At 65.5% G+C, this 24,596-nt stretch carries 23 protein-coding genes and 2 tRNA genes; 16 read left to right on the forward strand and 9 right to left on the reverse strand.

Annotated features, from left to right (window positions below; translation table 11 throughout):
• Positions 1-29: 29 nt before the first annotated feature.
• The 5 genes from queA to Q9K01_RS06890 all read right to left on the reverse strand — a co-directional run bounded on the left by queA (position 30) and on the right by Q9K01_RS06890 (position 3,560).
• Complete coding sequence (gene queA, locus Q9K01_RS06870) at positions 30-1,058, reverse strand: tRNA preQ1(34) S-adenosylmethionine ribosyltransferase-isomerase QueA (protein ID WP_305929477.1); 1,029 nt, start codon at positions 1,056-1,058, stop codon at positions 30-32.
• A gap of 43 nt (positions 1,059-1,101) precedes the next feature.
• Entirely contained in the window at positions 1,102-1,791 is a 690-nt protein-coding gene (locus tag Q9K01_RS06875) for a peptidylprolyl isomerase (RefSeq protein ID WP_305929478.1), read from the reverse strand.
• A gap of 73 nt (positions 1,792-1,864) precedes the next feature.
• Complete coding sequence (coaD, locus tag Q9K01_RS06880; protein ID WP_305929479.1) at positions 1,865-2,377, reverse strand: pantetheine-phosphate adenylyltransferase; 513 nt, start codon at positions 2,375-2,377, stop codon at positions 1,865-1,867.
• A 5-nt stretch (positions 2,378-2,382) separates the two neighbouring features.
• Complete coding sequence (locus Q9K01_RS06885; RefSeq protein WP_305929480.1) at positions 2,383-3,297, reverse strand: polyprenyl synthetase family protein; 915 nt, start codon at positions 3,295-3,297, stop codon at positions 2,383-2,385.
• Positions 3,294-3,560: an exodeoxyribonuclease VII small subunit gene (locus tag Q9K01_RS06890; protein ID WP_305929481.1), complete on the reverse strand. Its 267-nt coding sequence runs from the start codon at positions 3,558-3,560 to the stop codon at positions 3,294-3,296. The genes Q9K01_RS06885 and Q9K01_RS06890 overlap by 4 nt, the downstream gene beginning before the upstream one ends.
• Positions 3,561-3,696: 136 nt before the next feature.
• Between Q9K01_RS06890 and Q9K01_RS06895 the strand changes: the two genes are divergently transcribed.
• From Q9K01_RS06895 to Q9K01_RS06905, 3 genes are read left to right on the forward strand one after another with little or no spacing between them, the layout of a single operon-like run.
• Entirely contained in the window at positions 3,697-4,377 is a 681-nt protein-coding gene (locus Q9K01_RS06895; protein ID WP_305929482.1) for a hypothetical protein, read from the forward strand.
• Between the two features lie 10 nt (positions 4,378-4,387).
• A complete protein-coding gene (gene purL / locus Q9K01_RS06900; protein ID WP_305929483.1) occupies positions 4,388-6,589 on the forward strand; it encodes a phosphoribosylformylglycinamidine synthase subunit PurL in 2,202 nt (733 codons plus the stop codon).
• A 19-nt stretch (positions 6,590-6,608) separates the two neighbouring features.
• On the forward strand, positions 6,609-7,016 hold the full coding sequence (locus tag Q9K01_RS06905) for a DUF3052 family protein (RefSeq protein WP_305929484.1): 408 nt from the start codon (positions 6,609-6,611) through the stop codon (positions 7,014-7,016).
• Here the strand turns inward: Q9K01_RS06905 and Q9K01_RS06910 are convergent, their stop codons facing one another.
• Entirely contained in the window at positions 7,017-7,850 is an 834-nt protein-coding gene (locus Q9K01_RS06910) for a Coq4 family protein (protein WP_305929485.1), read from the reverse strand.
• 57 nt (positions 7,851-7,907) lie between these two features.
• Entirely contained in the window at positions 7,908-8,777 is an 870-nt protein-coding gene (gene serB, locus Q9K01_RS06915; protein WP_305929486.1) for a phosphoserine phosphatase SerB, read from the reverse strand.
• A gap of 7 nt (positions 8,778-8,784) precedes the next feature.
• Here serB and miaA point away from each other — a divergent pair, with 7 nt between their 5' ends.
• The 6 genes from miaA (at position 8,785) to Q9K01_RS06945 (ending at position 16,082) form a co-directional block, all read left to right on the forward strand.
• Positions 8,785-9,747, forward strand: coding sequence for a tRNA (adenosine(37)-N6)-dimethylallyltransferase MiaA (miaA, locus tag Q9K01_RS06920; RefSeq protein ID WP_305929487.1), 963 nt, complete (start codon positions 8,785-8,787; stop codon positions 9,745-9,747).
• A gap of 122 nt (positions 9,748-9,869) precedes the next feature.
• On the forward strand, positions 9,870-11,615 hold the full coding sequence (gene ilvB, locus Q9K01_RS06925; RefSeq protein ID WP_305929488.1) for a biosynthetic-type acetolactate synthase large subunit: 1,746 nt from the start codon (positions 9,870-9,872) through the stop codon (positions 11,613-11,615).
• Positions 11,615-12,130 carry an acetolactate synthase small subunit gene (gene ilvN / locus Q9K01_RS06930; protein ID WP_305929489.1) on the forward strand — a complete coding sequence of 172 codons (516 nt, stop codon included), beginning with the start codon at positions 11,615-11,617 and terminating at the stop codon, positions 12,128-12,130. Before ilvB ends, ilvN begins: the two co-directional genes overlap by 1 nt.
• An 87-nt stretch (positions 12,131-12,217) precedes the next feature.
• Complete coding sequence (ilvC, locus tag Q9K01_RS06935) at positions 12,218-13,261, forward strand: ketol-acid reductoisomerase (RefSeq protein ID WP_305929890.1); 1,044 nt, start codon at positions 12,218-12,220, stop codon at positions 13,259-13,261.
• A gap of 988 nt (positions 13,262-14,249) precedes the next feature.
• Positions 14,250-14,894, forward strand: coding sequence for a YceI family protein (locus Q9K01_RS06940; RefSeq protein ID WP_305929490.1), 645 nt, complete (start codon positions 14,250-14,252; stop codon positions 14,892-14,894).
• A 39-nt stretch (positions 14,895-14,933) separates the two neighbouring features.
• The gene (locus Q9K01_RS06945) at positions 14,934-16,082 is read left to right on the forward strand and encodes an alpha-hydroxy acid oxidase (RefSeq protein WP_305929491.1); all 1,149 of its coding nucleotides are present in this window, start codon (positions 14,934-14,936) and stop codon (positions 16,080-16,082) included.
• Positions 16,083-16,089: 7 nt separating this feature from the next.
• Here the strand turns inward: Q9K01_RS06945 and Q9K01_RS06950 are convergent, their stop codons facing one another.
• Entirely contained in the window at positions 16,090-16,512 is a 423-nt protein-coding gene (locus Q9K01_RS06950) for a PaaI family thioesterase (protein WP_305929492.1), read from the reverse strand.
• 231 nt (positions 16,513-16,743) lie between these two features.
• Between Q9K01_RS06950 and leuA the strand changes: the two genes are divergently transcribed.
• From leuA to Q9K01_RS06965, 3 genes are all read left to right on the forward strand, one after another.
• Positions 16,744-18,423: a 2-isopropylmalate synthase gene (gene leuA, locus Q9K01_RS06955; RefSeq protein WP_305929493.1), complete on the forward strand. Its 1,680-nt coding sequence runs from the start codon at positions 16,744-16,746 to the stop codon at positions 18,421-18,423.
• 68 nt (positions 18,424-18,491) lie between these two features.
• Complete coding sequence (locus Q9K01_RS06960) at positions 18,492-19,541, forward strand: amidohydrolase family protein (RefSeq protein ID WP_305929494.1); 1,050 nt, start codon at positions 18,492-18,494, stop codon at positions 19,539-19,541.
• Positions 19,542-19,626: 85 nt separating this feature from the next.
• Positions 19,627-20,595 carry an NAD(P)H-dependent flavin oxidoreductase gene (locus Q9K01_RS06965; protein WP_305929495.1) on the forward strand — a complete coding sequence of 323 codons (969 nt, stop codon included), beginning with the start codon at positions 19,627-19,629 and terminating at the stop codon, positions 20,593-20,595.
• Here Q9K01_RS06965 and Q9K01_RS06970 read toward each other — a convergent pair.
• The gene (locus Q9K01_RS06970) at positions 20,592-21,077 is read right to left on the reverse strand and encodes a flavodoxin family protein (RefSeq protein ID WP_305929496.1); all 486 of its coding nucleotides are present in this window, start codon (positions 21,075-21,077) and stop codon (positions 20,592-20,594) included. The genes Q9K01_RS06965 and Q9K01_RS06970 overlap by 4 nt on opposite strands.
• Positions 21,078-21,156: 79 nt before the next feature.
• Here Q9K01_RS06970 and recJ point away from each other — a divergent pair, with 79 nt between their 5' ends.
• From recJ to Q9K01_RS06990, 4 genes are all read left to right on the forward strand, one after another.
• Positions 21,157-22,959 (forward strand): single-stranded-DNA-specific exonuclease RecJ, encoded by a 1,803-nt coding sequence (gene recJ, locus Q9K01_RS06975; protein ID WP_305929497.1) that lies wholly within the window; start codon positions 21,157-21,159, stop codon positions 22,957-22,959.
• Between the two features lie 91 nt (positions 22,960-23,050).
• Positions 23,051-23,125 (forward strand) — tRNA-Glu (locus Q9K01_RS06980).
• 53 nt (positions 23,126-23,178) lie between these two features.
• Positions 23,179-23,253 (forward strand) — tRNA-Glu (locus tag Q9K01_RS06985).
• Between the two features lie 78 nt (positions 23,254-23,331).
• Positions 23,332-24,531, forward strand: coding sequence for a sensor histidine kinase (locus Q9K01_RS06990; protein ID WP_305929498.1), 1,200 nt, complete (start codon positions 23,332-23,334; stop codon positions 24,529-24,531).
• Positions 24,532-24,596 lie beyond the last annotated feature (65 nt).

A 24,596-nucleotide genomic window follows, 5' to 3' on the forward strand; every position in this document is an offset into this window, starting at 1 on the left:
ATGATGAAGCCACCCGCCAGGAGCGCCGGTCAGGGAAGCAGGAGGCTGGAATCCCCATAGCTGTAGAAGCGATATTCGTTCGCGATCGCATGGGTATAGGCTTCCTGCATCCGCTCACGGCCCATCATCGCGCTCACCAGCATGAACAGAGTCGATTTGGGCAGGTGGAAATTGGTCATCAGCCCGTCCACCGCGCGGAAGCTATAGCCAGGGGTGATGAAGATGGCGGTGTCGCCGGCGAAGGGTGCGATCACGCCGTCCTCGCCGGTCGCGCTTTCGAGCAGGCGCAGCGAGGTGGTGCCGACCGCGACGATCCGCCCGCCCGCTCGCCGCGCAGCGTTGAGCCGCTCTGCGACCTCCGGTTCGATCCGCCCCCATTCGGCGTGCATCACATGATCGGCGGTGTCCTGCGCCTTGACCGGCAGGAAGGTCCCCGCCCCGACATGAAGGGTCAGCGTCTCGCGTCCGATGCCCGCGCGATCGAGCGCACCCACCAGTTCGGCGGTGAAATGCAGCGAGGCGGTGGGTGCCGCCACCGCGCCGTCCTCGCGTGCGAACATGGTCTGGTAGTCCTCGCGATCCTGCGCATCGGTGCCGCGCTTGCCTGCGATATAGGGCGGCAGCGGCATGGTGCCCGCGCGTTCGAGCAGCAGTTCGACGGGTTCTTCGCCAGCGAAGCACAGCGTGAAGCTGCCGTCCTCATGGCGCGCCTCGGCCGTGGCGGTCACCCCGCCGCCGAAGGTGAGAAGATCGCCTTCCCGGACCCGCTTGGCGTTGCGGACAAAGGCCTGCCAGCGGCGCAGATCGACCCGCTTGTGCAGCGTCGCGCCGATTGTCGCCTCGCCCCGACGCCCCTCGAGCTGCGCGGGGATCACGCGGGTGTCGTTGAACACCAGAACGTCGCCGGCGCGCAGCAGATCGGGCAGGTCGCGTACCCCGCGATCCTCGAAAGCGCCTTCGCCTCTCACGACCAGCATCTTCGCCGCATCGCGCGGGCGAACCGGGCGCAGCGCGATCCGCTCGGGCGGAAGCGCGAAATCGAAAAGGTCGATGTTCATGGCATCACCGGTCCCGCCGACGCGGGCCGAGCCGCGTGCAAGCTTATTGTGCGATCGGCGCGTTGAGATCGTCGGCGGAGATCTCGGCTGCCGGAGGGGCCTGGTAGGCCTGCGGCGGCGGCACCGGGCGGTTGTCGCTCGCCAGCGAAGCCTGCACGATCCGGGTCGGGTCGGCGGGCGGTTCGCCGCGATTGATCGCATCGACCGCGGCCATGTTCGCGATCACCCGGCCCAGATTGGTGTAGCGCTTGTCGAGGCTGAAGCGCGGATAGAACACGACGAAGAACTGGCTGTTTGCGCTGTCCTCGCCCTGCGCGCGCGCCATCGACAGCGTGCCGCGGACATGCGGCATCGGATTGAATTCGGCCTCGAGATCGGGGAGCGACGACCCGCCCTGCCCGGTCCCGGTCGGATCGCCGGTCTGCGCCATGAAGCCGTCGATCACGCGGTGGAAGATCACCCCGTCGTAAAACCCCTGGCGGGTCAGCGTCTTGATCCGCTCGATATGGTTGGGCGCCCAGCTCGGCATCAGCCGGATCGCCACCCGCTCGCCATTGGAGAGGTCGAGCAGGAGGATGTTCTCGCGGTCCTCCTCCATGCTGTAGTTGATCGGCGCGTAGACGGGCGCAGCCTCGGCGGGCGCCTCCTGGGCATGGGCGGCCGTGGAAAACCCCGCCAGCGGCGTGACGGCAAACGCTGCGAGCGCGGCAAGAGCAGGCGAAAACTTCAACATGGATAGTCCATTTGTTGGGGCATGGGATCGGCGCGCGGTCTAGCCTCGGTGCGCTGTCGGTTCAATGAATGGTTCAGTAGTCGCCCTTGAGCCCGAGCTTCTCGACCCGGGCCACGACATCTTCGCGCACCTGCTCGCTGACGAAGGGCGCGATATCGCCGCCATAGAGCGCGATCTCCTTTACCAGCCGCGAGGCGATCGGCTGGAGCGAGACATCGGCCATCAGGAAGACGGTCTCGATGTCCTCGTCGATCTGCTGGTTCATCCCCGCCATCTGATACTCATATTCGAAATCCGCGACCGCGCGCAGTCCGCGCACGATCACGCTCGCCCCTTGCGCCTTGGCGAATTTCATCAGCAGCGCGTTGAAGCCGACGACTTCGACGTTGCCCAGCCCCATGGTGGCGACTTCGCGCTGGACCATCGCGAGGCGTTCCGCGGTGTCGAACATCGGGTTTTTCGACGGATTGGTGGTCACCCCGACGATCAGCCAGTCGACCAGCTTGCAGCCGCGCCGCAATATGTCGGCATGGCCGAGCGTGATCGGGTCGAAGGTCCCGGGATAGATACCGATGCGCTTGCTCATTGAACCTACCTGTCTCTCTCGACGATATAGCGTGCCAGCGCCTTGAGCAGGCTGGCATCCTCGCCATGCGACGCAAGCCGGGCGATCGCCTGCTCGGTCAGCATCCGGGCCTGCTCGCGGGCGGGTTCGAGCCCCATCAGCGTGACGAAGGTCGCCTTGCCCTGCCGCTCGTCCTTGCGCAGCGCCTTGCCCGCCTTGGCGGGGTCGCCTTCGACGTCGAGCAAATCGTCGGCGATCTGGAAGGCCAGCCCGATATCGCGGGCATAGGCGCGCCAGTGGACCCGGCCCTCGGGCGCCACGCGACCCAGGATCGCGCCCATTTCGACGCTGGCGGCGAGCAGCGCGCCGGTCTTGAGCTGTTGCAGACGCGTGACCTGGCGCAGATCGTAGTCCTGACCATCGGCGACCATATCCATCATCTGGCCACCCGCCATGCCCTCGTGCCCGCTGGCGCGCGCGAGCGCACCGACCAATTCGGCGCGGACGAAGGGATCGCCGGTGATTTCCGGGCGCACCAGAATGTCGAAGGCGAGCGCATGAAGCGCATCGCCCGCCAGCACCGCGGTCGCCTCGTCGAAGGCACGGTGGACTGTGGGCTTGCCATGGCGCAGATCGTCGTCGTCCATGCACGGCAGATCGTCGTGGATCAGCGAATAGGCATGGATCGCCTCGACAGCGCACCCCGCGTGGATCGCCGCGGTGCGATCCACCCCGTAGAGATCGGCCACCGCCGCCAGCAGCAGCGGGCGGACCCGCTTGCCGCCGCCGATGGCGGCATAGCGCATCGCCTCGACCAGCCGCGCGCTGGTGTCCTCGGGAACCGGCAGAAGCGCATCGAAAGCGGAATCGATCTCGGACTGGATCCGCTCCAGCGCCTCCTTGAGCTCGGCGCGCGCATCCGGGATCGCGGTCACGCTCATCCTTCTGCGTCGAAGGGTTCCGTGCCCGACGGCTTGCCCGCACCGTCGGTGACGATCTTCTCGATCCGCGCCTGCGCCGCGTCGAGCCGCGCCTGGCAATGTTCGCGCAAGGCCGCACCGCGTTCGTAGAGATCGATGCTCTCGTCGAGCGCCACGTCGCCGCTCTCGAGCCGGCGTACCACCTCTTCGAGCGCCTTCAGCGCATCCTCGAAATTCATCGGGGCGATATCCGAAGCGCCCCCTCCTACCGGTCCCGTATCCATGGGCAAGAGCATTGACCGCGCGGCTCTGCGGGGTCAAGTAACCACCTCCGGGGGGAATGCTTAATGACGTGGATTGTCGCCATTCGTGCCGCCGCAGCCATTGCGCCGGCGATGCCGCGCACTCCGGAGTAGAACGATGTTCATCGGACATTGGGCTCCCGCCTTCGCCGTCGCGGCCGCCGCTCCCGAAAGCCCTCGTCTCGGGACGCTCTTCGTCGCCGCGCAACTGGTCGACTGGGCTTTCGCCCTCTTCGTGCTGGGTGGGGTCGAACATCTGCGTCTGGTTCCGGGAATCACCGCGATGAACCCGCTCGATCTCTACCACATGCCGCTGTCGCACAGCCTGCTGGGGACTGCCGTGTTCGCGCTGGTGTTCGGGGTGGCGATCGGCGCCGGGCTGCGCAATACGGTCGCCGGATTTTGGGCCGCGGTCGTGGTGCTGAGCCATTGGCTGCTCGACCTCGTGGTGCACCGCCCCGACCTCACCCTCGTCGGTGGAGAGGACAAGCTCGGCTGGGGTCTGTGGAACGTCCCCGGAGTCGCGATTCCGCTCGAGCTGGCGATCACGCTGGGCTGCTTCGTGTGGTATGTCCGCGCGACGAAGGGTCCGCTGGGGCCGCCGCTGATCCTGATCGCCGCGATGCTCGCATTCCAGGCCTTCAGCTGGTTCGGGCCCGAGCCGCAAGGATCGCCCACGGCGATGGTGCTGACCATGATGACCGCCTTCGCAATCCTCACCACGCTGGCCTTCTGGGTCGGACGGACGCGGTGGCACAACCGCCACGTGGGGCTGGCGGTAGCGAGCGTGCGGCGCTAAGCGCGCGCGCATGGCAAACCCACAGTCCGCGATCGCCCCCCCAATCACCGCCGAGACCGTCGAGCAGCATGGTCTCAGCCCCGAGGAATACGAGCGCGTGCTCAACGCGCTGGGACGCGAGCCCAATATGGTCGAGCTCGGCATCTTCTCGGTGATGTGGTCGGAGCATTGCTCCTACAAGAGCTCGCGGCTGCATCTCAAGAAGCTGCCCACCGAGGCGCCTTGGGTGATCTGCGGTCCGGGCGAAAATGCCGGGGTAATCGATATCGGAGATGGTCAGGCTGCCATCTTCAAGATGGAGAGCCACAACCACCCCAGCTACATCGAGCCCTATCAGGGCGCGGCGACCGGGGTTGGCGGCATTTTGCGCGATGTCTTCACCATGGGCGCGCGGCCCGTCGCCAACGCCAATGCACTGCGCTTCGGGCGTCCCGAGCATCCCAAGATGAAGCATCTGGTCCAGGGCGTTGTCGCCGGGATCGGCGGCTACGGCAATTGCGTCGGGGTGCCGACGGTCGCGGGCGAGACCAATTTCCACCCCGCATACGATGGCAACATCCTCGTCAACGCCATGACCGTCGGCGTCGCCGATGCGGACAGGATCTTCTATTCCGCCGCCACCGGGGTGGGCAATCCGATCGTCTATGTCGGCTCCAAGACCGGGCGCGACGGGATCCACGGCGCGACCATGGCGAGCGCCGATTTCGGCGAGGATTCGGATACCAAGCGGCCCACGGTGCAGGTCGGCGATCCCTTTACCGAGAAGCTGCTGATCGAGGCTTGCCTCGAGCTCATGGCGACCGATGCGATCGTCGCGATCCAGGACATGGGCGCCGCCGGGCTGACTTCCTCCAGCGTGGAGATGGCGACCAATGGCAAGGCGGGTATCCGTCTCGACATGAACATGGTCCCCTGCCGCGAGGAGGGGATGACGCCCTACGAGATGATGCTGAGCGAGAGCCAGGAGCGGATGCTCATGGTCTTGAAGCCCGGACGCGAAGCCGAGGCCGAGGCGATCTTCCATAAATGGGAGCTCGATTTCGCGGTGATCGGCGAGGTCACCGATACCCGCCACATGGTACTCGAGTTCGACGGGGAAGTGGTCTGCGACATCCCGCTGGGCCCGCTCGCCGCCGATGCTCCCGAATACGACAGGCCCCATCTCTCGAAAGAAGAATACAATGAGTGGGCCAGGGTCGCACCGCTGGGCGAGGTTCCGCAAAGCGACGACATCGCCTCCGACCTGCTGAAGCTGATGGCCAGTCCCGCCCTCGCCTCGCGCCGCTGGATCGCCGAACAATACGACAGCCAGGTCGGCGCCGACACGCTGCAGACCGGCGGCGATGCCGGCGTGGTCCGGGTCCACGGCACGAAGAAGGCGCTGGCGATCACCACCGATTGCACCCCGCGTTACGTCTATGCCGACCCCTACGAGGGCGGCAAGCAGGCGATCGCCGAGGCCTATCGCAATCTCAGCGCGGTTGGTGCCCGCCCGCTGGCGGTGACCAATTGCCTCAATTTCGGCAATCCGCAGCGGCCCGAGATCATGAGCCAGTTCGTCCACGCGCTCGAAGGCATGGGCGACGCCTGCCGCGCGCTCGATTTCCCGATCGTGAGCGGCAACGTCAGCCTCTACAACGAGAGCAAGGCCACCGGAGGCGGCAGCGCGATCCTACCCACACCGGCGATCGGCGGCGTCGGCATCCTCGAGGATTATTCCGCGATGATGACCATGCCCTTCAAGGCGTCGGGCGAGCGGATCGCCACCATCGGCTTCCATCACGAGGCTATCGGCCAGTCGCTGTGGCTGCGCGAGATTTGCGGCCGCGAAGATGGGGAGAGCCCGATGGTCGACCTCGAGGACGAGCGGCTGTGCGGCGAAATCGTCCGCCGGCTGATCGCGGAAGGCAAGCTGACCGCGGTGCACGATGTCAGCGATGGCGGGCTGGCGGTGGCACTGGCCGAGATGGCTCTGGCGAGCGGGATCGGCGCACAGCTCAGGGAGATGACCGGCGAATTCGCCTTCAGCGAAACCCAGGCGCTCTATGTCGTGACCTATCGCGATGATGTCGAACTCGACCCTGAAGATGTTCCCCTTACCGAGATCGGTCGAACCGGGGGCGATTCACTGGTGTTCAACGGCAAGGCGATCGCCTTGGCCGAACTGCGCGAAGCGCACGCCAGCTTCTTCCGCGACTGGATGGAAGCATGATCCCGCGCGGCAAGCGCGCGTGACCGGCGCAAATCCCGCGCCTCCGCTGGTTCGCACGCTGGGCCTGCGCGACGGGCAGCGGGTCTGGTTCGACGCCATGCCCGAGCACGTTATCGACGAAATCGACGAATACGCGCTCGAGCTGATCTTCGTCGCCGACCCTGTCGAGGGTATTGATGCGGCACATATTTTCGTGACCGAGCTGGGTGATCTCATCGCCAAACTCGCGTTTCTAAGAGAGCAGATCGCGCCCGATGGGCAGGTGTGGGTAAGCTGGCCGCAGTCCTCCCCGCCCACCGCAACCGACATCGACTTGGACAAGATCCGCGCCGCAAGTCAGCCGCTCGGTTTCCTTGATACGAAGCAAGCGTCGATCGGCGAAGGCTGGTGCGGCATCAAGCTGGTGATCCGCAAGGAACTGCGCTGATCAGGCCGCGGCCAGTTCCGGCTCCTGGTTCTTGGCCAGCAGATCGTAGGGATCGATTCCCTCTTCGCGCCAGATTCGGTGACACTCGCGATACCAATACGGCTCGGGGATGTTGAGCTCGGTCCGGACCTGCTCGAGATCCTTGGCCAGCAATTCGCGGATCGACATTTCCACCAGTGGCGGACAGGCGACTCCGGTCCGCTGTGCCTGACGGCAGGCGCGATAGACCGGCGCCTTGCTCTTGACCGTTTTCTTTATGTTGAAAGCGCCCGCATAGCCGATCAGCAGATGGCCGTGGCTGGGCGACTGACCATGGGTGAACAGCAACACGCATTGTTCGCCCAAACCGTCGCGGCCATAGCCGGTCAGCACATGCATCAGATCATGCGTGTCGCGCGAGCGAGCGCCGAACCATTCCACCAGGTCGCCATATTTGGGCCGACCGAGCTTGTCCGCTTCGGCGACCAGACCGGCAGCGGACAGGCCTTCGCGCTCCATGAAATCGCAATAGGCCTGCGCCACCGAACCCTCGGGCAGGCGGCGCAAGGCTTCGTGATCATCGAGAATCGGCGGCAGGAACGGCTCTTCGGCCCGCAGTTTCTCGCCCCGTTCGCTCAGCGTGAGGGCGCGGACGCGCGGTATGAAGCTCTTGGACGGAAGCGCTTCGAAGATCTTGAAGACGTGACTGGTCTCTTCCTTGTCCTTGAGCAGGTCGCGGAAATGGCCATAGGCCCGAAGCAGCGAATAGCTCGGCTCCACCCGCCGCGGATCGCGCAACAGCGTGCCGTCGCGGGCGCATTCGTGGGCAGGCTCGATGGCGTTCTGATCGGTCATGGACGTGCCTCTACTAACAGAAATGTCAATATAGCCTTATCGTCCGTCCAAGGGAAGCTATCGTGCGACCCATTCGTTCTCGGGAATGTCGAACAGCTTGAGCACCGCGGACAGATCGCCGCTGTCGATGCGCCCGTTTGCGGCATCGCGCGCCTTTGGCTTGGCGCGATAGGCGATGCCGTAGTCCGCCGCCTGCAGCATGGGGATGTCGTTGGCTCCGTCGCCCATGGCGAGCACGCGCGCGCCCGCGCCAAGCTGACCGCGCTCTTCTTCCAGAGTGGCGCGTTTGGTCCCGGCATCGCTGATCGGCCCCGCGAGCGCGCCCGTCAAACGGCCATCCGCGACCGCGAGCCGATTGCCGACCACGCGGTCGAAGCCGAGTTGCGCGCCCACTTCGTCGGCAAAATGATGAAATCCTCCAGTGACAAGCACTGCGCGGCAGCCGCGCGATCGGAGCGTCGCCACGAGCGTGCGAGCGCCATCCACCGGCGCGATCCGCTCGGCTAGGCAGCGCGCGATCGCATCCTCATCCAGACCCTCGAGCAGTCCGACCCGCTGCGTCAGCGCCTGTCCGAAATCGAGTTCGCCGCGCATGGCGCGCTCGGTGATGGCAGAGACCCGATCCTTGATCCCAGCATAATCCGCCAGCTCGTCGATGCATTCCTGCCCGATCATGGTGGAATCCATATCCGACACCAGCAGATGCGGTAATTCGATCCGATGGTTGGCGGCGAGCATGTCGCAGGCGCCGAAGTGCTCGTCGAGAAGCGCTCGCGCCGGGGCCAGCTCGGCCTGGGGAAACGAGAGTTGCAGAACGTCGCCGCAGAATTCGAGCATCCCCGCCATCGCCACGGGCATGCCTGCCGCATCCAGAGCCGTCATGGCGGCTTCGAGGCGGGTTTCTAGGCCGTTCTGGTCTGCTATCATCCTGACAATGAGCACGCGCGAAACTCCCGAGAAACCGCTAAACAAGCCGGTCGCGCTCATTGCAGGGCCGACCGCGAGCGGCAAGAGCGATCTGGCGGTGCGCCTAGCGCGAGAGCTGGAGGCCGACGGCAGGCGCGCGGTCGTCATCAATTGCGACAGCGCGCAGGTCTATGCCGATCTGCGGGTGATCTCGGCGCGGCCCTCGCCGGCCGAAATGGCCGGGATCGAACACCGTTTGTTCGGCACCTGGGACGGCGCTGTCCCCTGCTCGGCGGCGGACTGGGCTGCAGCGGCGAAGCGCACGATTGCCGAACTCCACGAAGCCGGCGCGGTGCCGATCCTGTGCGGCGGCACGGGGCTCTATATGCGCACGCTGCTCGACGGGATCGCGCCGATCCCGGAGATCGATCCCGCGACACGGGCGGCAGTCCGCGCGCTCGCGCCGGAGAAGGCGCGCGCTGCGCTCGAACGCGAGGATCCCGGGGCGGCTTCGCGTCTCGCTCGGGCCGATCGCTCGCGGACGAGCCGCGCGCTGGAGGTGGTTCGGGCAACCGGGCTAACGTTGCAGCACTGGCAGACTCGCAAGTCGGGCGGAATTGCGGCGGAAATCGAGCTTCATCCGGCGATTGTACTGCCCGATCGCGACTGGCTGTTCGCCCGCTGCGATCGCCGCTTCGTCGAGATGCTCGACCACGGCGCCAAGCGCGAAGCGGCAGCGCTGCTCGCACGAGGTCTCGACCCCGCGCTCCCCGTCATGCGCGCGATCGGCGTTCCAGAACTGGCGGCATTGATCAGCGGCGACGCGACGCGCGAAGAGGCGATCGCTGCTGGTCAGACTGCAACCCGACAATATGCCAAGCGGCAATATACCTGGTTCCGCAACCAACCCCCGTCGAACTGGGCTCGATACGATAGCGCTGATTGTTCCCCACGCAGTATTTTTGTTTCTTTGTTTCAAACCACGCGTTGACAGCGCACTTTTCGAATTGCATAGCAGGTTTTGTCGGCCCGGCGCGTGACCCCCGCGTCGGGCCGATCTGCGCCTGCGGGTTATCGTCCGAACCTACGGGCACAAAACCATTGGAGAAAACCGTGACTGTCCAGCGCAACGGCGCGCAAATATTGATCGATAGTCTCGCGGCGCAGGAGGTCGAATTCGTTTTCGGCTACCCGGGCGGCGCGGTGCTGCCGATCTACGACGAGCTGTTCGCCGACACCCGCCTGCGCCACATCCTCGTCCGCCACGAGGCCGGCGCGGCGCATGCTGCGGAGGGTTACGCCCGCTCCACCGGCAAGCCCGGCGTGGTACTGGTCACCAGCGGCCCCGGGGCGACCAATGCGGTCACAGGGATCGCCGATGCCTGGATGGATTCCATCCCGATGGTGGTCATCACCGGCCAGGTCCCCACCGGCCTGATCGGCACCGATGCCTTCCAGGAAGCCGACACGGTCGGCATCACTCGCCATTGCACCAAGCACAATTACCTCGTGAAGGACCCCGCCCGGCTCGCCGCGACGATCGAGGAAGCCTTTCGCATCGCCACCACCGGACGGCCCGGCCCGGTGTTGGTCGACATCCCCAAGGATGTGCAGATCGCGCTGGTCGAGACGGAGCGGCAGGAAGAGACGCTTCCTTCGACCCGCTATCGGCCCCGGACGCTGGCCCAGCCCGATGAGATCGCAGAAGCCATCGACATGCTTGCGGCGGCGGAGCGCCCGGTGTTCTACACCGGCGGCGGGGTCATCAATGCTGGCCCGCGCGCCTCGGATCTGTTGCGCCAGCTCCAGCAGGCGACAGGTGCTCCCGTCACCAGCACGTTGATGGGTCTGGGCGCCTTCCCCGCCGATCATGCCGACTGGCTCGGGATGCTCGGCATGCACGGCACCTACGAAGCCAATATGACGATGAACCGCGCCGATCTGATCGTCGCCGTCGGTGCCCGCTTCGACGACCGCGTGACCGGGCGGCTCGATGCCTTCGCGCCGCAGGCGAAGAAGATCCACATCGACATCGATCGCGCTAACATCAACAAGGTCGTGCCCGTCGAGCTGGGCATTGTGGGCGATTGCGCGCAGGTGCTAGAGCAGATGGTCGCGGGCTGGGCTTCCCGGGAGCCGCGCGATCTGGGCGAATGGAAGGCGCGGATCGCGGGCTGGAAGGCGCGCCAGTGCCTCGCCTACCCCGACCGGTCGGATTCCATCATGCCGCAGAAATCGATCGAGCGGCTGTTCGCGCTGACGAAGCATCGCGACCCGATCATCACCACCGAGGTCGGTCAGCACCAGATGTGGGCGGCACAATATTTCGGCTTCTTCGGGCCGAACAAATGGCTCACCAGCGGGGGCCTGGGAACGATGGGCTATGGGCTCCCAGCAGCGATCGGCGCGCAACTCGGCAATCCCGACGCGCTGGTGATCGACATCGCGGGCGAGGCCTCGATCCAGATGAACATCCAGGAACTGGGCACCGCAAGCCAGTACCGCCTGCCGGTCAAGGTCTTCATCCTCAACAATGAATATATGGGCATGGTCCGCCAGTGGCAGGAGCTGACCTACGAGAGCCGCTATTCCAATTCCTATTCGGACTCGCTGCCCGATTTCGTCGCGCTGGCCGAGGCCTATGGCTGGAAGGGCATCCGCATCGAGGACGAGGCGGGACTGGATCCCGGTATCGAGGCGATGCTGGCGCATGACGACCCGGTGATGGTCGATTGCCGGGTTTCTCCCGATGCGAACTGCTTCCCAATGATCCCCAGCGGCGCGGCGCATACCGAAATGTTGATGCATGGCGATCAGGTCGGCGGGACGATGGACGACAAAGCAAAGGCGCTGGTCTGATGGGCGCGAGCGACCATCCTTCCGAGCGCCACGTCCTCAACGTCATCGTCGACAACGAGGCGGGTATCCTCGCCAAGATCGCGGGGCTGTTCACCGCGCGCGGCTACAATATAGACAGCCTGACGGTGGCCGATATCTCGGAGGACCATGCCGTCAGCCGGATCACCGTCGTCACCCGCGGGCCCGAGCCGGTGATCGACCAGATTCGCGCGCAGCTCGAGCGGCTGATCCCGGTGCACAAGGTCATCGATCTCACCGAGCACGGGCCGCACGTCGAGCGCGAGCTGGCGCTGGTCAAGGTCGCCGGCAAGGGCGAGTCGCGCGTCGAGGCATTGCGGATCGCCGAGCTGTTCCGCGCCAATGTCGTCGACACCACCACCGCGAGTTTCGTTTTCGAATTGACCGGCTCGCCCGCCAAGCTGGACAGTTTCATTGCGCTGATGCGCGAACTCGGGCTGGTCGAGGTCGGTCGCTCCGGGATCGTGGGAATGATGCGCGGCGCAGATCAGGACTAATACACTCCGGCACCCGCCGGACCGTTTCAGCGGGTGCGATCTCCCGCACCGCAACCGGCCGTCGCCGGCAAGACCAAAGAGGTGAATATGCAAGTCTATTACGATGCCGATTGCGACCAGCAGCTGATCAAGGACAAGAAGGTCGCGATCATCGGCTATGGCAGCCAGGGTCATGCGCATGCGCAGAACCTGCGCGACAGCGGAGTCAGCGAAGTGGCCGTCGCGCTGCGCGAGGGCTCTGCGAGCGCCGCCAAGGCGCGCGAAGCTGGCTTTACGGTCAAATCGGTCGCCGAGGCAGCGCAATGGGCCGATCTGGTGATGGTGCTCGCCCCCGACGAGCATCAGGCGAAAATCTATGCCGGGGAGATCGCGGGGCAGATGAAGCCCGGCGCCGCGCTTGCCTTCGCGCATGGTCTCAATGTCCATTTCGGGCTGATCGAACCTCCCGCCGAGCTCGACGTGATCATGATCGCCCCCAAGGGTCCGGGACACACCGTGCGCAGCGAATATTTGAAAGGCGGCGGCGTACCCTGCCTGATCGCGGTGCATCAGGAGAGCAGCGCCAGCGGCGGCGATGGAGGAAACGGCTACGCCAAGCAGCTCGCGCTCTCCTACGCCAGCGCCGTGGGCGGCGGACGCGCCGGCATCCTCGAGACCGATTTCAAGGAGGAATGCGAGACCGATCTGTTCGGCGAGCAGGCGGTGCTGTGCGGCGGGATCACCCATCTGATCCAAGCCGGGTTCGAGACTTTGGTCGAGGCGGGCTACGCGCCCGAAATGGCCTATTTCGAATGCCTCCACGAGACCAAGCTGATCGTCGACCTGCTTTACGAAGGCGGGATCGCCAACATGCGCTATTCGATCAGCAACACCGCCGAATACGGCGACATCAAGACGGGGCCGCGAATCATCACCGACGAGACAAAGGCGGAGATGAAGCGCGTGCTCGCCGATATTCAGTCGGGCCGCTTCGTCCGCGACTTCGTGCTAGACAATCAGGCCGGCCAGCCCGAGCTCAAGGCCAGCCGCAAGGCCGCGCAGGCGCATCCGATCGAGGAGACCGGCGCGCAATTGCGGGCGATGATGCCGTGGATCGGGGCGAACCGGCTGGTGGACAAGGAGAAGAACTGAGCCAGCGAGTGCTCGCGGAACGACGGCTTGCGTTGGGGAGTAGAACGAGGGGGCAGTTCCGGTATTGGGTGGGAAGCTGCCATTGACGTTCAATATCCGCTTGATACCATGAAGCATGATGTTGTCGCTGATCTTGATCGCCTTAGGACTGCTTCTAGCAGTCTACGCCTCGTGGATCGCCAGTATCCGAAGGCGCAGGGACGAGAGACGACATAAGGCGCTCAGTGAAGGTGCTCACGAGGCTTTTTTTGAGGAGCGCAGGTCCCTCGAAGCCTACCCGGACAGCAGTGCTTGGCGGACACGCTTGCTTGGCATAGCACTAATTCTGATTGCGGCATCTAATCTGGCCTCGAGTGGATGAACGATTGAGTCCGCTAATGGGTCGGTACCTGCCAAGCGGCTAATGGCGGTGGACCGTGGCAAGCAGCCTTTCTTGGCCGGTGGCTGCCCGTGGTGACATGATCCTCAGAAATCGAAGCGCCGCCCTCACTTCTCGTCGCCCCGGGCTTGACCCGGGGTCCCGCTTTCTTCGTTGCGAGGAGCGCAGCGGCGAAGCAATCGAGGGCGTCACGTCGCGGCTGAGCGACTGCGTTGGTGCCGGGCGGCAAGCTTCGGTCATGGATTGCCGCGTCGCCTGCGGCGGCTCGCAATGACGAGGGGATGGGTTTGTCCACGTAGGCGCGCCTGCCGGTGTCGAGCCTCTCGGCACGAAGGCAGCGGGACCCCGGGTCGAGCCCGGGGCGACGAAATCGGCGAGTGCCGCAATTGGGTCGTTAGCCGACAGGCCAGTCTCGTGCCAAATCCACTGGGACTGCACCTACAGCGCATCCACACCAAGTGGACCAACCCGATAATCCGCTTCGCTGCGGTCCCGGATACACCAAAGGCCGGGTGGACAAGCCCCCTCCTGCGAGCCACTATGCCGCGCAAGAGATACACCGCCAGTCGTCATCCCCTTCGCCAACCGATCCCTCCCGGAGATTCCACCATGCGCAAGACGATCCTCACCGCCGCCGCAGCCACCGGCATCACCACGCTCGCCCTGACCGGCCTGACCGCGCAGGATGCGACCACGCCCGGCGCGATGGACGTCTCGCGCGTCACCGCGGGGACCTACACCACCGATCCGGCGCATTCGCTGGTGCAGTGGAGCGTCGATCACTTCGGCTTCAATCCCTATTTCGGCGTCTTCGGCGATGTCGCGGGCACGCTGACGCTCGACCCCGCGGCGATCGAGGACGCCACGGTCGATGTGCAGATTCCGATTGCTTCGGTCGCGGTGCCGAGCGCGGGCCTGCGCGATCATCTGCTGCGCCCGGGCAAGGACGGCGGCAGCCCCGATTTCTTCGGCGCCGAACCGGGGATGGCGCGTTTCGTCTCGACCGAGGTCACGCAGCTTGGCGCGACCCGTGCGCTGATCGCGGGCAATCTGACCATGAACGGGCAGACCGGCCCCGTCGTGCTACTGACCGAATTCAGCGGCGCGGGCGCCAATCCGATGAGCGAGGCGGAGACCGTCGGCTTCACCGCCACCACCACCATCGACCGTTCGAGCTGGGGGATCGGCTACGCCATCCCGATGGTCTCGGATGCGGTCGATCTCAAGATCAGCGTCGCCTTCGAAAAGCAGTGAGCGCTGCGGGTTTGATGGCGTGGGCGGACTGACCGCGCGATGCGTCCGGGCGACTGCCACAATATCGAGGATTTCCGGCGGCTGGCGCGAAAGCGCCTGCCCTGGCCGGTGTTCGACTATATCGACGGCGCCGCCGACGACGAGCTAACCAAGGCGCGCAACACCTCCGCTTTCGACGATGTCGATCTGGTGCCCGATATTCTCGCGGGCGTCGGCACCATCGACACCTCCTGCACGATCATGGGACGCCGCAGCGCGCTCCCGCTGATGCTCAGCCCGACGGCGCTGCAGCGCGCCTTCCACCGCGACGGCGAGCGCGCGGTGGCACGCGCGGCAGACAGGTTCGGGGTGTGGTTCGGCATCTCCAGCCTGGCGACGCATTCGATCGAGGAGATCGCGGCGCTGACCGCAGGGCCCAAGCTGTTCCAGCTCTATGTCCACAAGGACAAGGGGCTCAACGCCGCGATGATCGAGCGCTGCCAGCAAAGCGGATTCGATGCGCTGGCGCTGACGGTGGACACGATCGTCTCGGGCAAGCGCGAGCGCTGCCTGCGCTCGGGTTTCACCACCCCGCCCCGCTTCTCGGCCTCCTCGCTGTGGAGCTTCGCCACCCGCCCGCGCTGGACAGCGGGCTATGTCTTCGGTCCCAAGTTCCGCCTCCCCAATCTCGACGGCCATGTGGTCGAGGGAACGGGAAAGCCGGTCAGCATCCAGGATTATTTCAACACCATGCTCGACACAGGCATGGATTGGGACACCGCTGCGCGGATCCGGCAGGACTGGGGCGGCACCTTCTGCCTCAAGGGAATCATGAGCGCGGGCGATGCGCGCCGCGCGGTCGAGATCGGCGCGGACGCGATCATGGTTTCCAACCACGGCGGGCGCCAGCTCGACGGCAGCCGCGCGCCCTTCGACCAGCTGCGCGAGATCGTCGATGCGGTCGGCGGCGAGATCGAGATCATCTGCGACGGGGGCGTGCGCCGAGGCACCCATGTGCTCAAAAGCCTGTGCGGCGGCGCCACCGCCGCTTCGGGTGGGCGCCTCTATCTCTACGCGCTGGCAGCTGCCGGGCAGGAGGGGGTAGAGCGCGCGCTGGCGATCCTCCAAGATGAGATTGAGCGCGGCATGCGGCTGATGGGGGTGACGCGCATCGATCAGCTCACTGCCGATCGGCTGCGCTGGCGATAGCTCTGCGTTACTCCTGCCGTGCTTTCTTCGCAGCCTGTTCGACGCGGCTCTTGTCCGCCAGCAGGATCGTACTCGTCCCCTTCGCAAGGACGGTGCCGTGCTCGTCCTTGAGATGGCCTTCGTAGAAGCCGGTGCGTCGCCCGTGCCGCTCGACCCAGCCTTCGGCGATCACCTTGCCTGGCCGCGCGGGCGCGAAGAAGCTCACCTTAAGCTCCAGCGACATCGGCACGATCTCCATCCCGTTCTTCGCCAATGCCGCATGCGCCATCGCAGCATCGATCCAGCCGCTGATGAAGCCGCCCTGCACCACCCCGCCCGAATGGCACTGCTCCGGCTTGGCCTCATATTCCAGCGTGGCGCGCCCCTCTGGTTCCATGGCGACGACGCGGATCAGACCCATGGTTTCGTAAAGCAAGTGGGTTTTGGCCATGAGATCTCCGGAGGGCGTTGCGACAGAATATTGCTTCCCTTGCCGCGCGGTCTTTTGCTTTACAAGCCCGCTGCGCGTCTTCATGGTCCCAAACATGCGAAGCGAGATTGGCCTGCTGCTACGACTTACGCGCCCTTGGGCGTGACAGTTCGCGTGCCTGCTGCGGCGCGCTGAACGCCCAAGGGACAGCCGCCAACCGCCTCTCCTCTTCGCCATTGCAGAGCCTGCCCCATGTCCATGCTGAGCGATCCCGCCCGCAAATACGCGCCCTTCCCGCAAGTGCCCCTGACAGACCGGCAGTGGCCCACCCGCACCATCACCGCGCCGCCGCGCTGGCTCTCCACCGATCTGCGCGACGGAAATCAGGCGATCGTCGATCCGATGGATGCGCACAAGAAGAACCGGTTTTTCGACCTCCTGTGCGAGATTGGAGTAAAAGAGATCGAGATCGGCTTCCCCAGCGCGGGAAAGACCGAATTCGACTTCATCGCCGGGCTGGTGCGCTCGGGTCGTGTCCCCGATGACGTGCTGGTGCAGGTGCTGACCCAGAGCCGCGAGGATCTGATCCGCACCAGCTTTGCCAGCCTCGAGGGCGCGGGCGCCGCGATCGTCCATCTCTACAACGCAGTCAGCCCAGCCTGGCGCGAGATCGTCTTCGGCATGACCCGCGAGCAGGTGCGCGACATCGCGGTGGCGGGCGCCAAGGTGATGCGCGACGAGGCGGCGAAACAGCCGGGCACCCGATGGCATTTCGAATATTCGCCCGAGACCTTCTCCACCGCCGAACTCGATTTCAGCCTCGAGGTCTGCGAGGCGGTGATGGAGGTGCTGGCCCCCACCCCCGACCACCCGATCATCCTCAACCTGCCCGCCACGCTCGAAGCGGCGACACCCAATATCTATGCCGATCAGGTCGAATATTTCATCCGCAATCTGCCAAATCGCGCAAGCGCGGTGATCAGCCTGCACACGCATAACGATCGCGGCACGGGTGTCGCGGCGGCGGAGCTGGCGTTGATGGCGGGCGCGGACCGGGTCGAGGGATGCCTGTTCGGCAATGGCGAGCGGACCGGCAATTGCTGTCTCGTGACCATGGCGCTCAACATGTACACGCAAGGCGTCAATCCCGAACTCGATTTCTCCGATATCGACCGGGTCATCGAGACGGTGGAATATTGCAACCAGATCCCCGTTCACCAGCGCCATCCCTATGGCGGCGAACTGGTCTACACCGCGTTCTCCGGCAGCCATCAGGACGCCATCAAGAAGGGGTTCGCCGCCGCCGAGCGCCAGAACGACGAACATTGGCGCGTCCCTTACCTGCCGATCGATCCCGCCGATCTGGGGCGCAGCTACGAGGCGGTGATCCGGGTTAATTCGCAGAGCGGCAAGGGCGGATTCGCCTGGGTGCTGGAACAGGATCAGGGGCTCAAGCTGCCCAAACGGATGCAGGCCAATTTCAGTCCGCACGTCCAGCGGATGGCGGATTTGCTGGGACGCGAACTCACCGCAGCGGATATCTGGGAAGCGTTCCGCGACGCCTATCATGTGCACACTTCGGACAAGCATTTTCAACTGGTCGATTACGAGGAACGCCGCGCCGCCGACGGTGCCCGCCTGTTCACCGGAACGATCGCGGTCGAGGGCGAGGAACGCACTGTCAGCGGGCGCGGCAACGGACTCATCTCGTCGGTGCTGACCACCATCGAGGACGCCTTCGGCCTCAGCCTCGAAGTCGCCGATTATACCGAGCATGCGCTGGGCACCGGGCGCGATGCGCGCGCCGCCGCCTATCTCGAATGCCGCACTCCTGAAGGCGCGACGATCTGGGGTGTCGGCATCGACGAGGACGTCGCCACCGCCAGCGTGCGTGCGGTGCTGAGTGCCGCGAATTCGGCGGTTGCCGGATGATCCGTCTGGGCGGCGCGGATCGGCGCTGATACGGTCGCTACGAATCAGAGGACTTGGAGCGGCTGCACATGACCGAAGAGATCATCGAACCCGATCTGGCGATCGTCGATCCGCACCATCATCTGTGGGATCTGCGCGCGCTGGTGCCCGCCTTTCCCGAGCCCCGCCACGACTTCATCGAGGCGATCGCAGGCGCGGCCTATTACACTTTCGACCAGCTCCATGCCGATACTCACAGCGGCCACAATGTGATCGCCACGGTGTTCATGGAATGCGGCGCCTTCTACGATCCGGCGCGCGGCGAAGCGATGAAGCCGGTCGGCGAGGTCGAATTCGTGAACGGGGTCGCAGCCCAGGGTGCGAGCGGGCTCTATGGCGACTACCGCCCCTGCGCAGGCATCGTCGGTCATGCCGACCTCACGCTGGGCGATGCGGTCAAGCCGGTTGTCGAGGCGCTGATCGCGGCGGGCAACGGGCGGTTCAAGGGCATACGCCACGCGGGCGCCTGGGATGCCGATCCCGAGGTTCTCGGGCCGCCCTTCCACGCGCCGCAGGGGCTCTATGGCTCGGGCGATTTCCGCGCCGGTTTCGCCGCCTACTCCGAGTACGGGTTGACCTTCGACGCCTGGCTGCTCGAACCCCAATTGGGCGATGTGGTCGATCTTGCGCGCGCCTTTCCCGAGCAGCAGATCGTGCTCGATCATTGCGGCACGCCGCTCAACATCGCCAGCTATCGCGGGAAGCTGGGGGAGAACTTCAGCCGCTGGCAGGAGAGTATCCACGACCTCGCGGAATGTCCCAATGTCGCGGTCAAGCTGGGCGGGCTGGCGATGGCATTCTGCGGCATGCCGGAGGACGGCCCCGAACGCGGCTGCAGTTCGGAAGAGCTGGCGGAACAATGGGACCCTTATATCACCCACTGCATCGAAGCCTTCGGCCCCGAACGCGCGATGTTCGAGAGCAATTATCCGGTCGATCGCTGGGGCGCGAGCTATGCGGTGCTGTGGAACGCCTTCAAGCGGCTCGCCAATGGCGCGTCCGAGGCGGAGAAGCGCGCGCTTTTCGCGGGCACGGCGGCGCGGATCTACGATATCGAGCACGTCCTCCCCGCCGCCTGACGCCTTCCGTTACGTCAATCTCGACAGTCCGCGGCGCGCTTCGTAAGCCCGTCGCGGAATACGCCCTATGACGAGAGGAACGCTCATGCCCCTGCCCGCCCCGTTCGACAGAATGCGCCTGCCGGTGATCGGATCGCCGCTGTTCATCGTCTCCGGCCCCGAACTGGTGATCGCGCAATGCAAGGCGGGGATCGTCGGCAGCTTTCCCGCGCTGAACGCTCGGCCGCAATCCGAACTCGACGAATGGCTCCACCGCATTACCGAGGAACTGGCGGCGCACAATCGCGATCATCCCGATCGCCCCGCCGCGCCTTATGCGGTCAACCAGATCGTTCACAAGTCGAACGACCGGCTCGAGGCCGACATGGCCACCTGCGCCAAATGGCAGGTGCCGCTGGTGATCACTTCGCTCGGCGCCCGCGAGGAGGTCTTCTCCGCGGTCGAGGGCTGGGGCGGGATATCGATGCACGACGTCATCAACAACCGCTTTGCGCACAAGGCGATCGAGAAGGGGGCGACGGGGCTCATCCCGGTGGCGGCGGGTGCCGGCGGTCATGCGGGCACGCTCAGCCCCTTCGCTCTGATGCAGGAGATCCGCGAATGGTTCGACGGGCTGGTCGCGCTTTCGGGCTCGATCGCGCACGGCCGTTCGATCCTCGCGGCGCAGGCGCTGGGCGCGGATTTCGCCTATATCGGCTCGCCCTGGATCGCGACCGAGGAAGCCAATGCCGACAGTGGCTACAAGGAAGGGATCGTCGACGGCAGCGCCGACGGAATCGTCTACACCAATTTGTTCACCGGGGTTCACGGCAATTACCTGCGCTCGAGCATCGAGGCCGCCGGGCTCGACCCCGATGCGCTGCCCACCAGCGATCTTAGCAAGATGAATTTCGGCAGCGGCGGCAACACCAAGGTCAAGGCCTGGAAGGACATCTGGGGCTCGGGCCAGGGGATCGGCTCGGTCAAATCCGTGGGTCCGGTTGCCGACATGGTGGCTCGCTTCGAACGCGAATACGAGGCTGCCAAGGCTGCTCTGGCCGAGGCGACCGCCTAGAAAATTCCCTGCGCCAGTCCCTCGGCCAGCCCGGCACCGAGTTCCCGCGCTTCGCCCAGACGCTCTTCCGGTACAGTCTTGGAGGCGAGGATTTCCTCGGGCGTCTGCGCCTGGGTGTTGACGATCACCGGTTCGGCGACGCGCTTCAGGCGCCAGCCTTGCGCGATCCGGTCGAGCTGGCGCTGCGCACCCTCGCCGTCCGAGCCGGCGGCGATCATGGTGGCGAAGGGTCGTCCCTCGATCCGTCCGAGCACCGGGTAATAGCAGCGGTCGAACATCTCCTTCATCTCGCCGCTCATGCTGGCGAGGTTTTCGGGGCAGACGAACAGATACCCTTCGGCCTCGAGCAGATGCTCCGGCATGACCGCGTGGGCCTCCATCAGGACGGCGCGTTCTCCGGCACCATCCTTGGCGGCCTGCGCCAGCGCCGCGCTGGTTCCGGTGCGGCCGTGCCAGGCAATGAGAAGCGGGCGTTCGAGCATCGGGCTAGCATCGCTTCCACCGGGGCATTGTCAACACACACGACTATGCCTGCCGGGCCCGGCGGGATAGGATGCGATCATGGCCACCAACATCGCAAACACCCCTGGCGCAAATCACGTCTTCGGGGTTTCCCATTCGCTCTCGGGCCGTGGCTGGCGGTGGCGGCGCGGCAATATGGAGATGGCCGAAGGCGCGATCCCGCTCGACCGCGATATCGTCACCCAATTGCTGCTGGCCCGCGGGGTGGAGGAAAGCGATCTGGAACGCCACCGCAATCCGACCCTGCGCGGTTTCCTGCCCGACCCCAGCACCTTCAACGATATGGACGCCGCCGCCGATCGAATTGCGCAGGCGGTCCTCAGCGGCGAGAAGGTCACCATCTACGGCGATTACGACGTCGATGGTGCGACCAGTTCGGCGCTGCTGATCCGGCTGTTGCGCGATCTCGGTCACCATGCAGACTATTATATCCCCGACAGGCTGCTCGAAGGCTACGGTCCCTCGGGCGAGGCGCTCGTCCGTCTCGGGGAATCGGGTAGCAGCCTGATCGTCACCGTCGATTGCGGCGCGATGGCGCACGACGCGCTGCAGCAGGCGCATGACGCCGGGATAGACGTCATCGTGGTCGATCACCACAAGTGCTCCCCCGAGCTCCCGCGCACCGTGGCACTGGTCAATCCCAACCGCCTCGACGAAGAGGACGAGGCAGCATCGCACGGTCATCTCGCTGCGGTCGGAGTCGCTTTCCTGCTCGCCATCGCGCTGGTCCGTACGCTGCGAGAGCGCGGGTATTTCGAGACCCGCGCCGAACCCGATCTTCTTGCGCTGCTCGATCTGGTGGCGCTGGGCACGGTGGCGGATGTCGCGGCGCTGCACGGACTCAATCGCGCTTTCGTGGCGCAGGGTCTCAAGGTCATGGCCAAGCGGCAGAACATCGGCATGGCGGCGCTGATCGACGCCAGCCGGTTGAAGCGCGCGCCCGTCTGCAGCGATCTGGGTTTCGCGCTCGGGCCGCGAATCAACGCCGGCGGGCGCGTGGGCGAATCGACGCTGGGAGTGCGGTTGCTCACCACCGAAGACCCTGCCGAGGCGCAAGCGATCGCGGCACAGCTTTCGGAACTCAACGAGGACCGCCGCGCAATCGAGGCTGCGGTTCAGGAATCTGCCGAACAGCAGCTTGGGGGCCAGCACAACCGGACGGTGGCGGTGATCGCGGGCGCTGGCTGGCACCCCGGCGTGATCGGCATCGTCGCCGGGCGGATCAAGGAATCGAGCGGCAAGCCTTCGGTGGTGATCGCGCTCGACGAGCAGACCGGGCTCGGCAAGGGCTCGGGACGTTCGATCGCCGGGGTCGATCTCGGCGCGGCGATCATCGAGGCACGCCAGCAGGGTCTGCTGATCGCTGGCGGCGGTCATGCCATGGCCGCGGGTCTTACCGTTGCCTCAGATCGGATTGATGATCTGGCGGCCTGGCTGGACGAGCGCCTGTCCGCACAGGTGGCACTCGCCACCGCCAGCATGACGACGCTGCTCGATCTTTCTGTCGCGTCGGGCGGACTGACGCCCGAACTGGTCGAATCGCTAGATGTCGCCGGGCCCTACGGCGTCGGCTGGCCCGGGCCACGGATCGCGGTCGGTCCGGTGCGGCTGATCAAATGCGATGTCGTGGGCACCGGCCATGTCCGGATCGTCGCCTCGGGCGGCGACGGGCGCAGCTTCAAGGCGATCGGCTTCCGCATGGCCGAGAGCGACCTGGGACAGACCCTGCTCCATGGCGTCGGCGGTCGGCGGCTGTGGCTGGCGGGCCGCGCGAAGATCGACGACTGGGGTTCGCGCCGCCAGGCCGAGCTCCATCTCGAGGACGCCGCCTGGGCCGATTGAGCGCCAGCTTGCTCCGCAGCCAAATTGTGGCAGTGCCAAGACTTGACGGGTTGCCCGCGCGACCGTAGATGGCCCGCCACGCCACCGATGTGGCCCCTTCGTCTAGCGGTTAGGACGCGGCCCTTTCACGGCTGAAACACGGGTTCGATTCCCGTAGGGGTCACCACGGTGGCGTTTCTCGTTGGGTACCGGCGCCCCTTGGTGAGTGTCGGATCGACGGGCCCCTTCGTCTAGCGGTTAGGACGCGGCCCTCTCACGGCTGAAACACGGGTTCGATTCCCGTAGGGGTCACCAACCACTACCAGCGCAAGCGGGAACAAAGCCGAACCCGGCTTGGCAATTCGGTAGCGCCGGAGCTAAGGCGCGGACCAGATGAGCGCTCGTCCCCTCCCCCTTCCTGGTCTGATCCTGGCTTTCGTGTGCTGCGTGGTCATGATCGCGATCGGTGTCGCGCCTGTAGTGGCGTTGTCGGTACTGCTGATCTGGGCCGGAACGCTGTGGCTGCGGGTCGGTTCGCCGCCGCCGCCGAGCGAGAAGATCGAGCCTTCCGCGCTGACCACCGACCGCATGGGCGAACTGTTCGAGAGCGCCGACACCCCGCTGCTGGTGACGCGCCGCAACCGCGTGATCATCGCCAACCGCGCAGCGCGCGAACTGTTCGGCGTTCATATCCTCGAACAGGATATCCGCATTTCGCTGCGCAATCCCGATGCCATTCAGCTCATCGATTCGGACGAGAGCGGCTCGGTAACGGTGCGCGGACTCACGAGCGTGCGCGACATCTGGCGGATCAACACCAAGCAGCTCGACGGCGGAATGGGCGTCTACGAGTTCATCAACAAGACCGCCGAAGCCGACATCAGCCGCGCGCATACCGATTTCGTCGCCAATGCGAGCCACGAATTGCGCACGCCGCTGGCCTCGATCATCGGCTATGTGGAGACCTTGCAGGAGGATGTGACCGCGCTCGACCACGAGACCTCGCGCAAGTTCCTCGACACGATCAGCCGCGAGGCGCAGCGGCTCCAGCATCTGGTCAGCGATCTGATGTCGCTGTCACGAATCGAAGCCGAGAAGCACGACCGGCCGAGCGAGATCGTCGATCTGGGGCCGCTGGTTGCGCGCGCTGCTGCGGAAGGGGCCGGACCGGACCGGACCGATCGTCTCGATCTCGCGATCGAGGGCGAGTTCCACATCATGGGCGATGTTCAGCAGCTCGAACAATTGGTCCGCAATCTGGTCGACAACGCGCTCAAATACGGCGATCCGACACAGATGGCGACGGTTCGGGTGCACCCCTCCGGCAAGCGCCGGGTCCGGCTGGTGGTCCGCGACCGCGGCGACGGCATCGCCGCCGAGCACATCCCCCATCTTACGCGCAGGTTCTATCGCACCGATCCGGGTCGCAGCCGTGCATCTGGCGGGACCGGCCTCGGCCTCGCCATCGTCAAGCACATCGTCGAACGCCATAGGGCCAAGCTCGATATCGTGAGCGAAATGGGCGTGGGCACCACCGTCACCGTCCGCTTTCCGATCGAGCGATCCGAGCGATCCGAGCACAGCGAAAGTTGAACCGGATTGCGCACCTCGCCTTGCCAGCCGGACGGCGTTAGAGCGCCAGTCAGATTCGGCCGGCG

Source organism: Qipengyuania benthica, assembly GCF_030717865.1.
GTDB classification, from domain to species: domain Bacteria; phylum Pseudomonadota; class Alphaproteobacteria; order Sphingomonadales; family Sphingomonadaceae; genus Qipengyuania; species Qipengyuania benthica.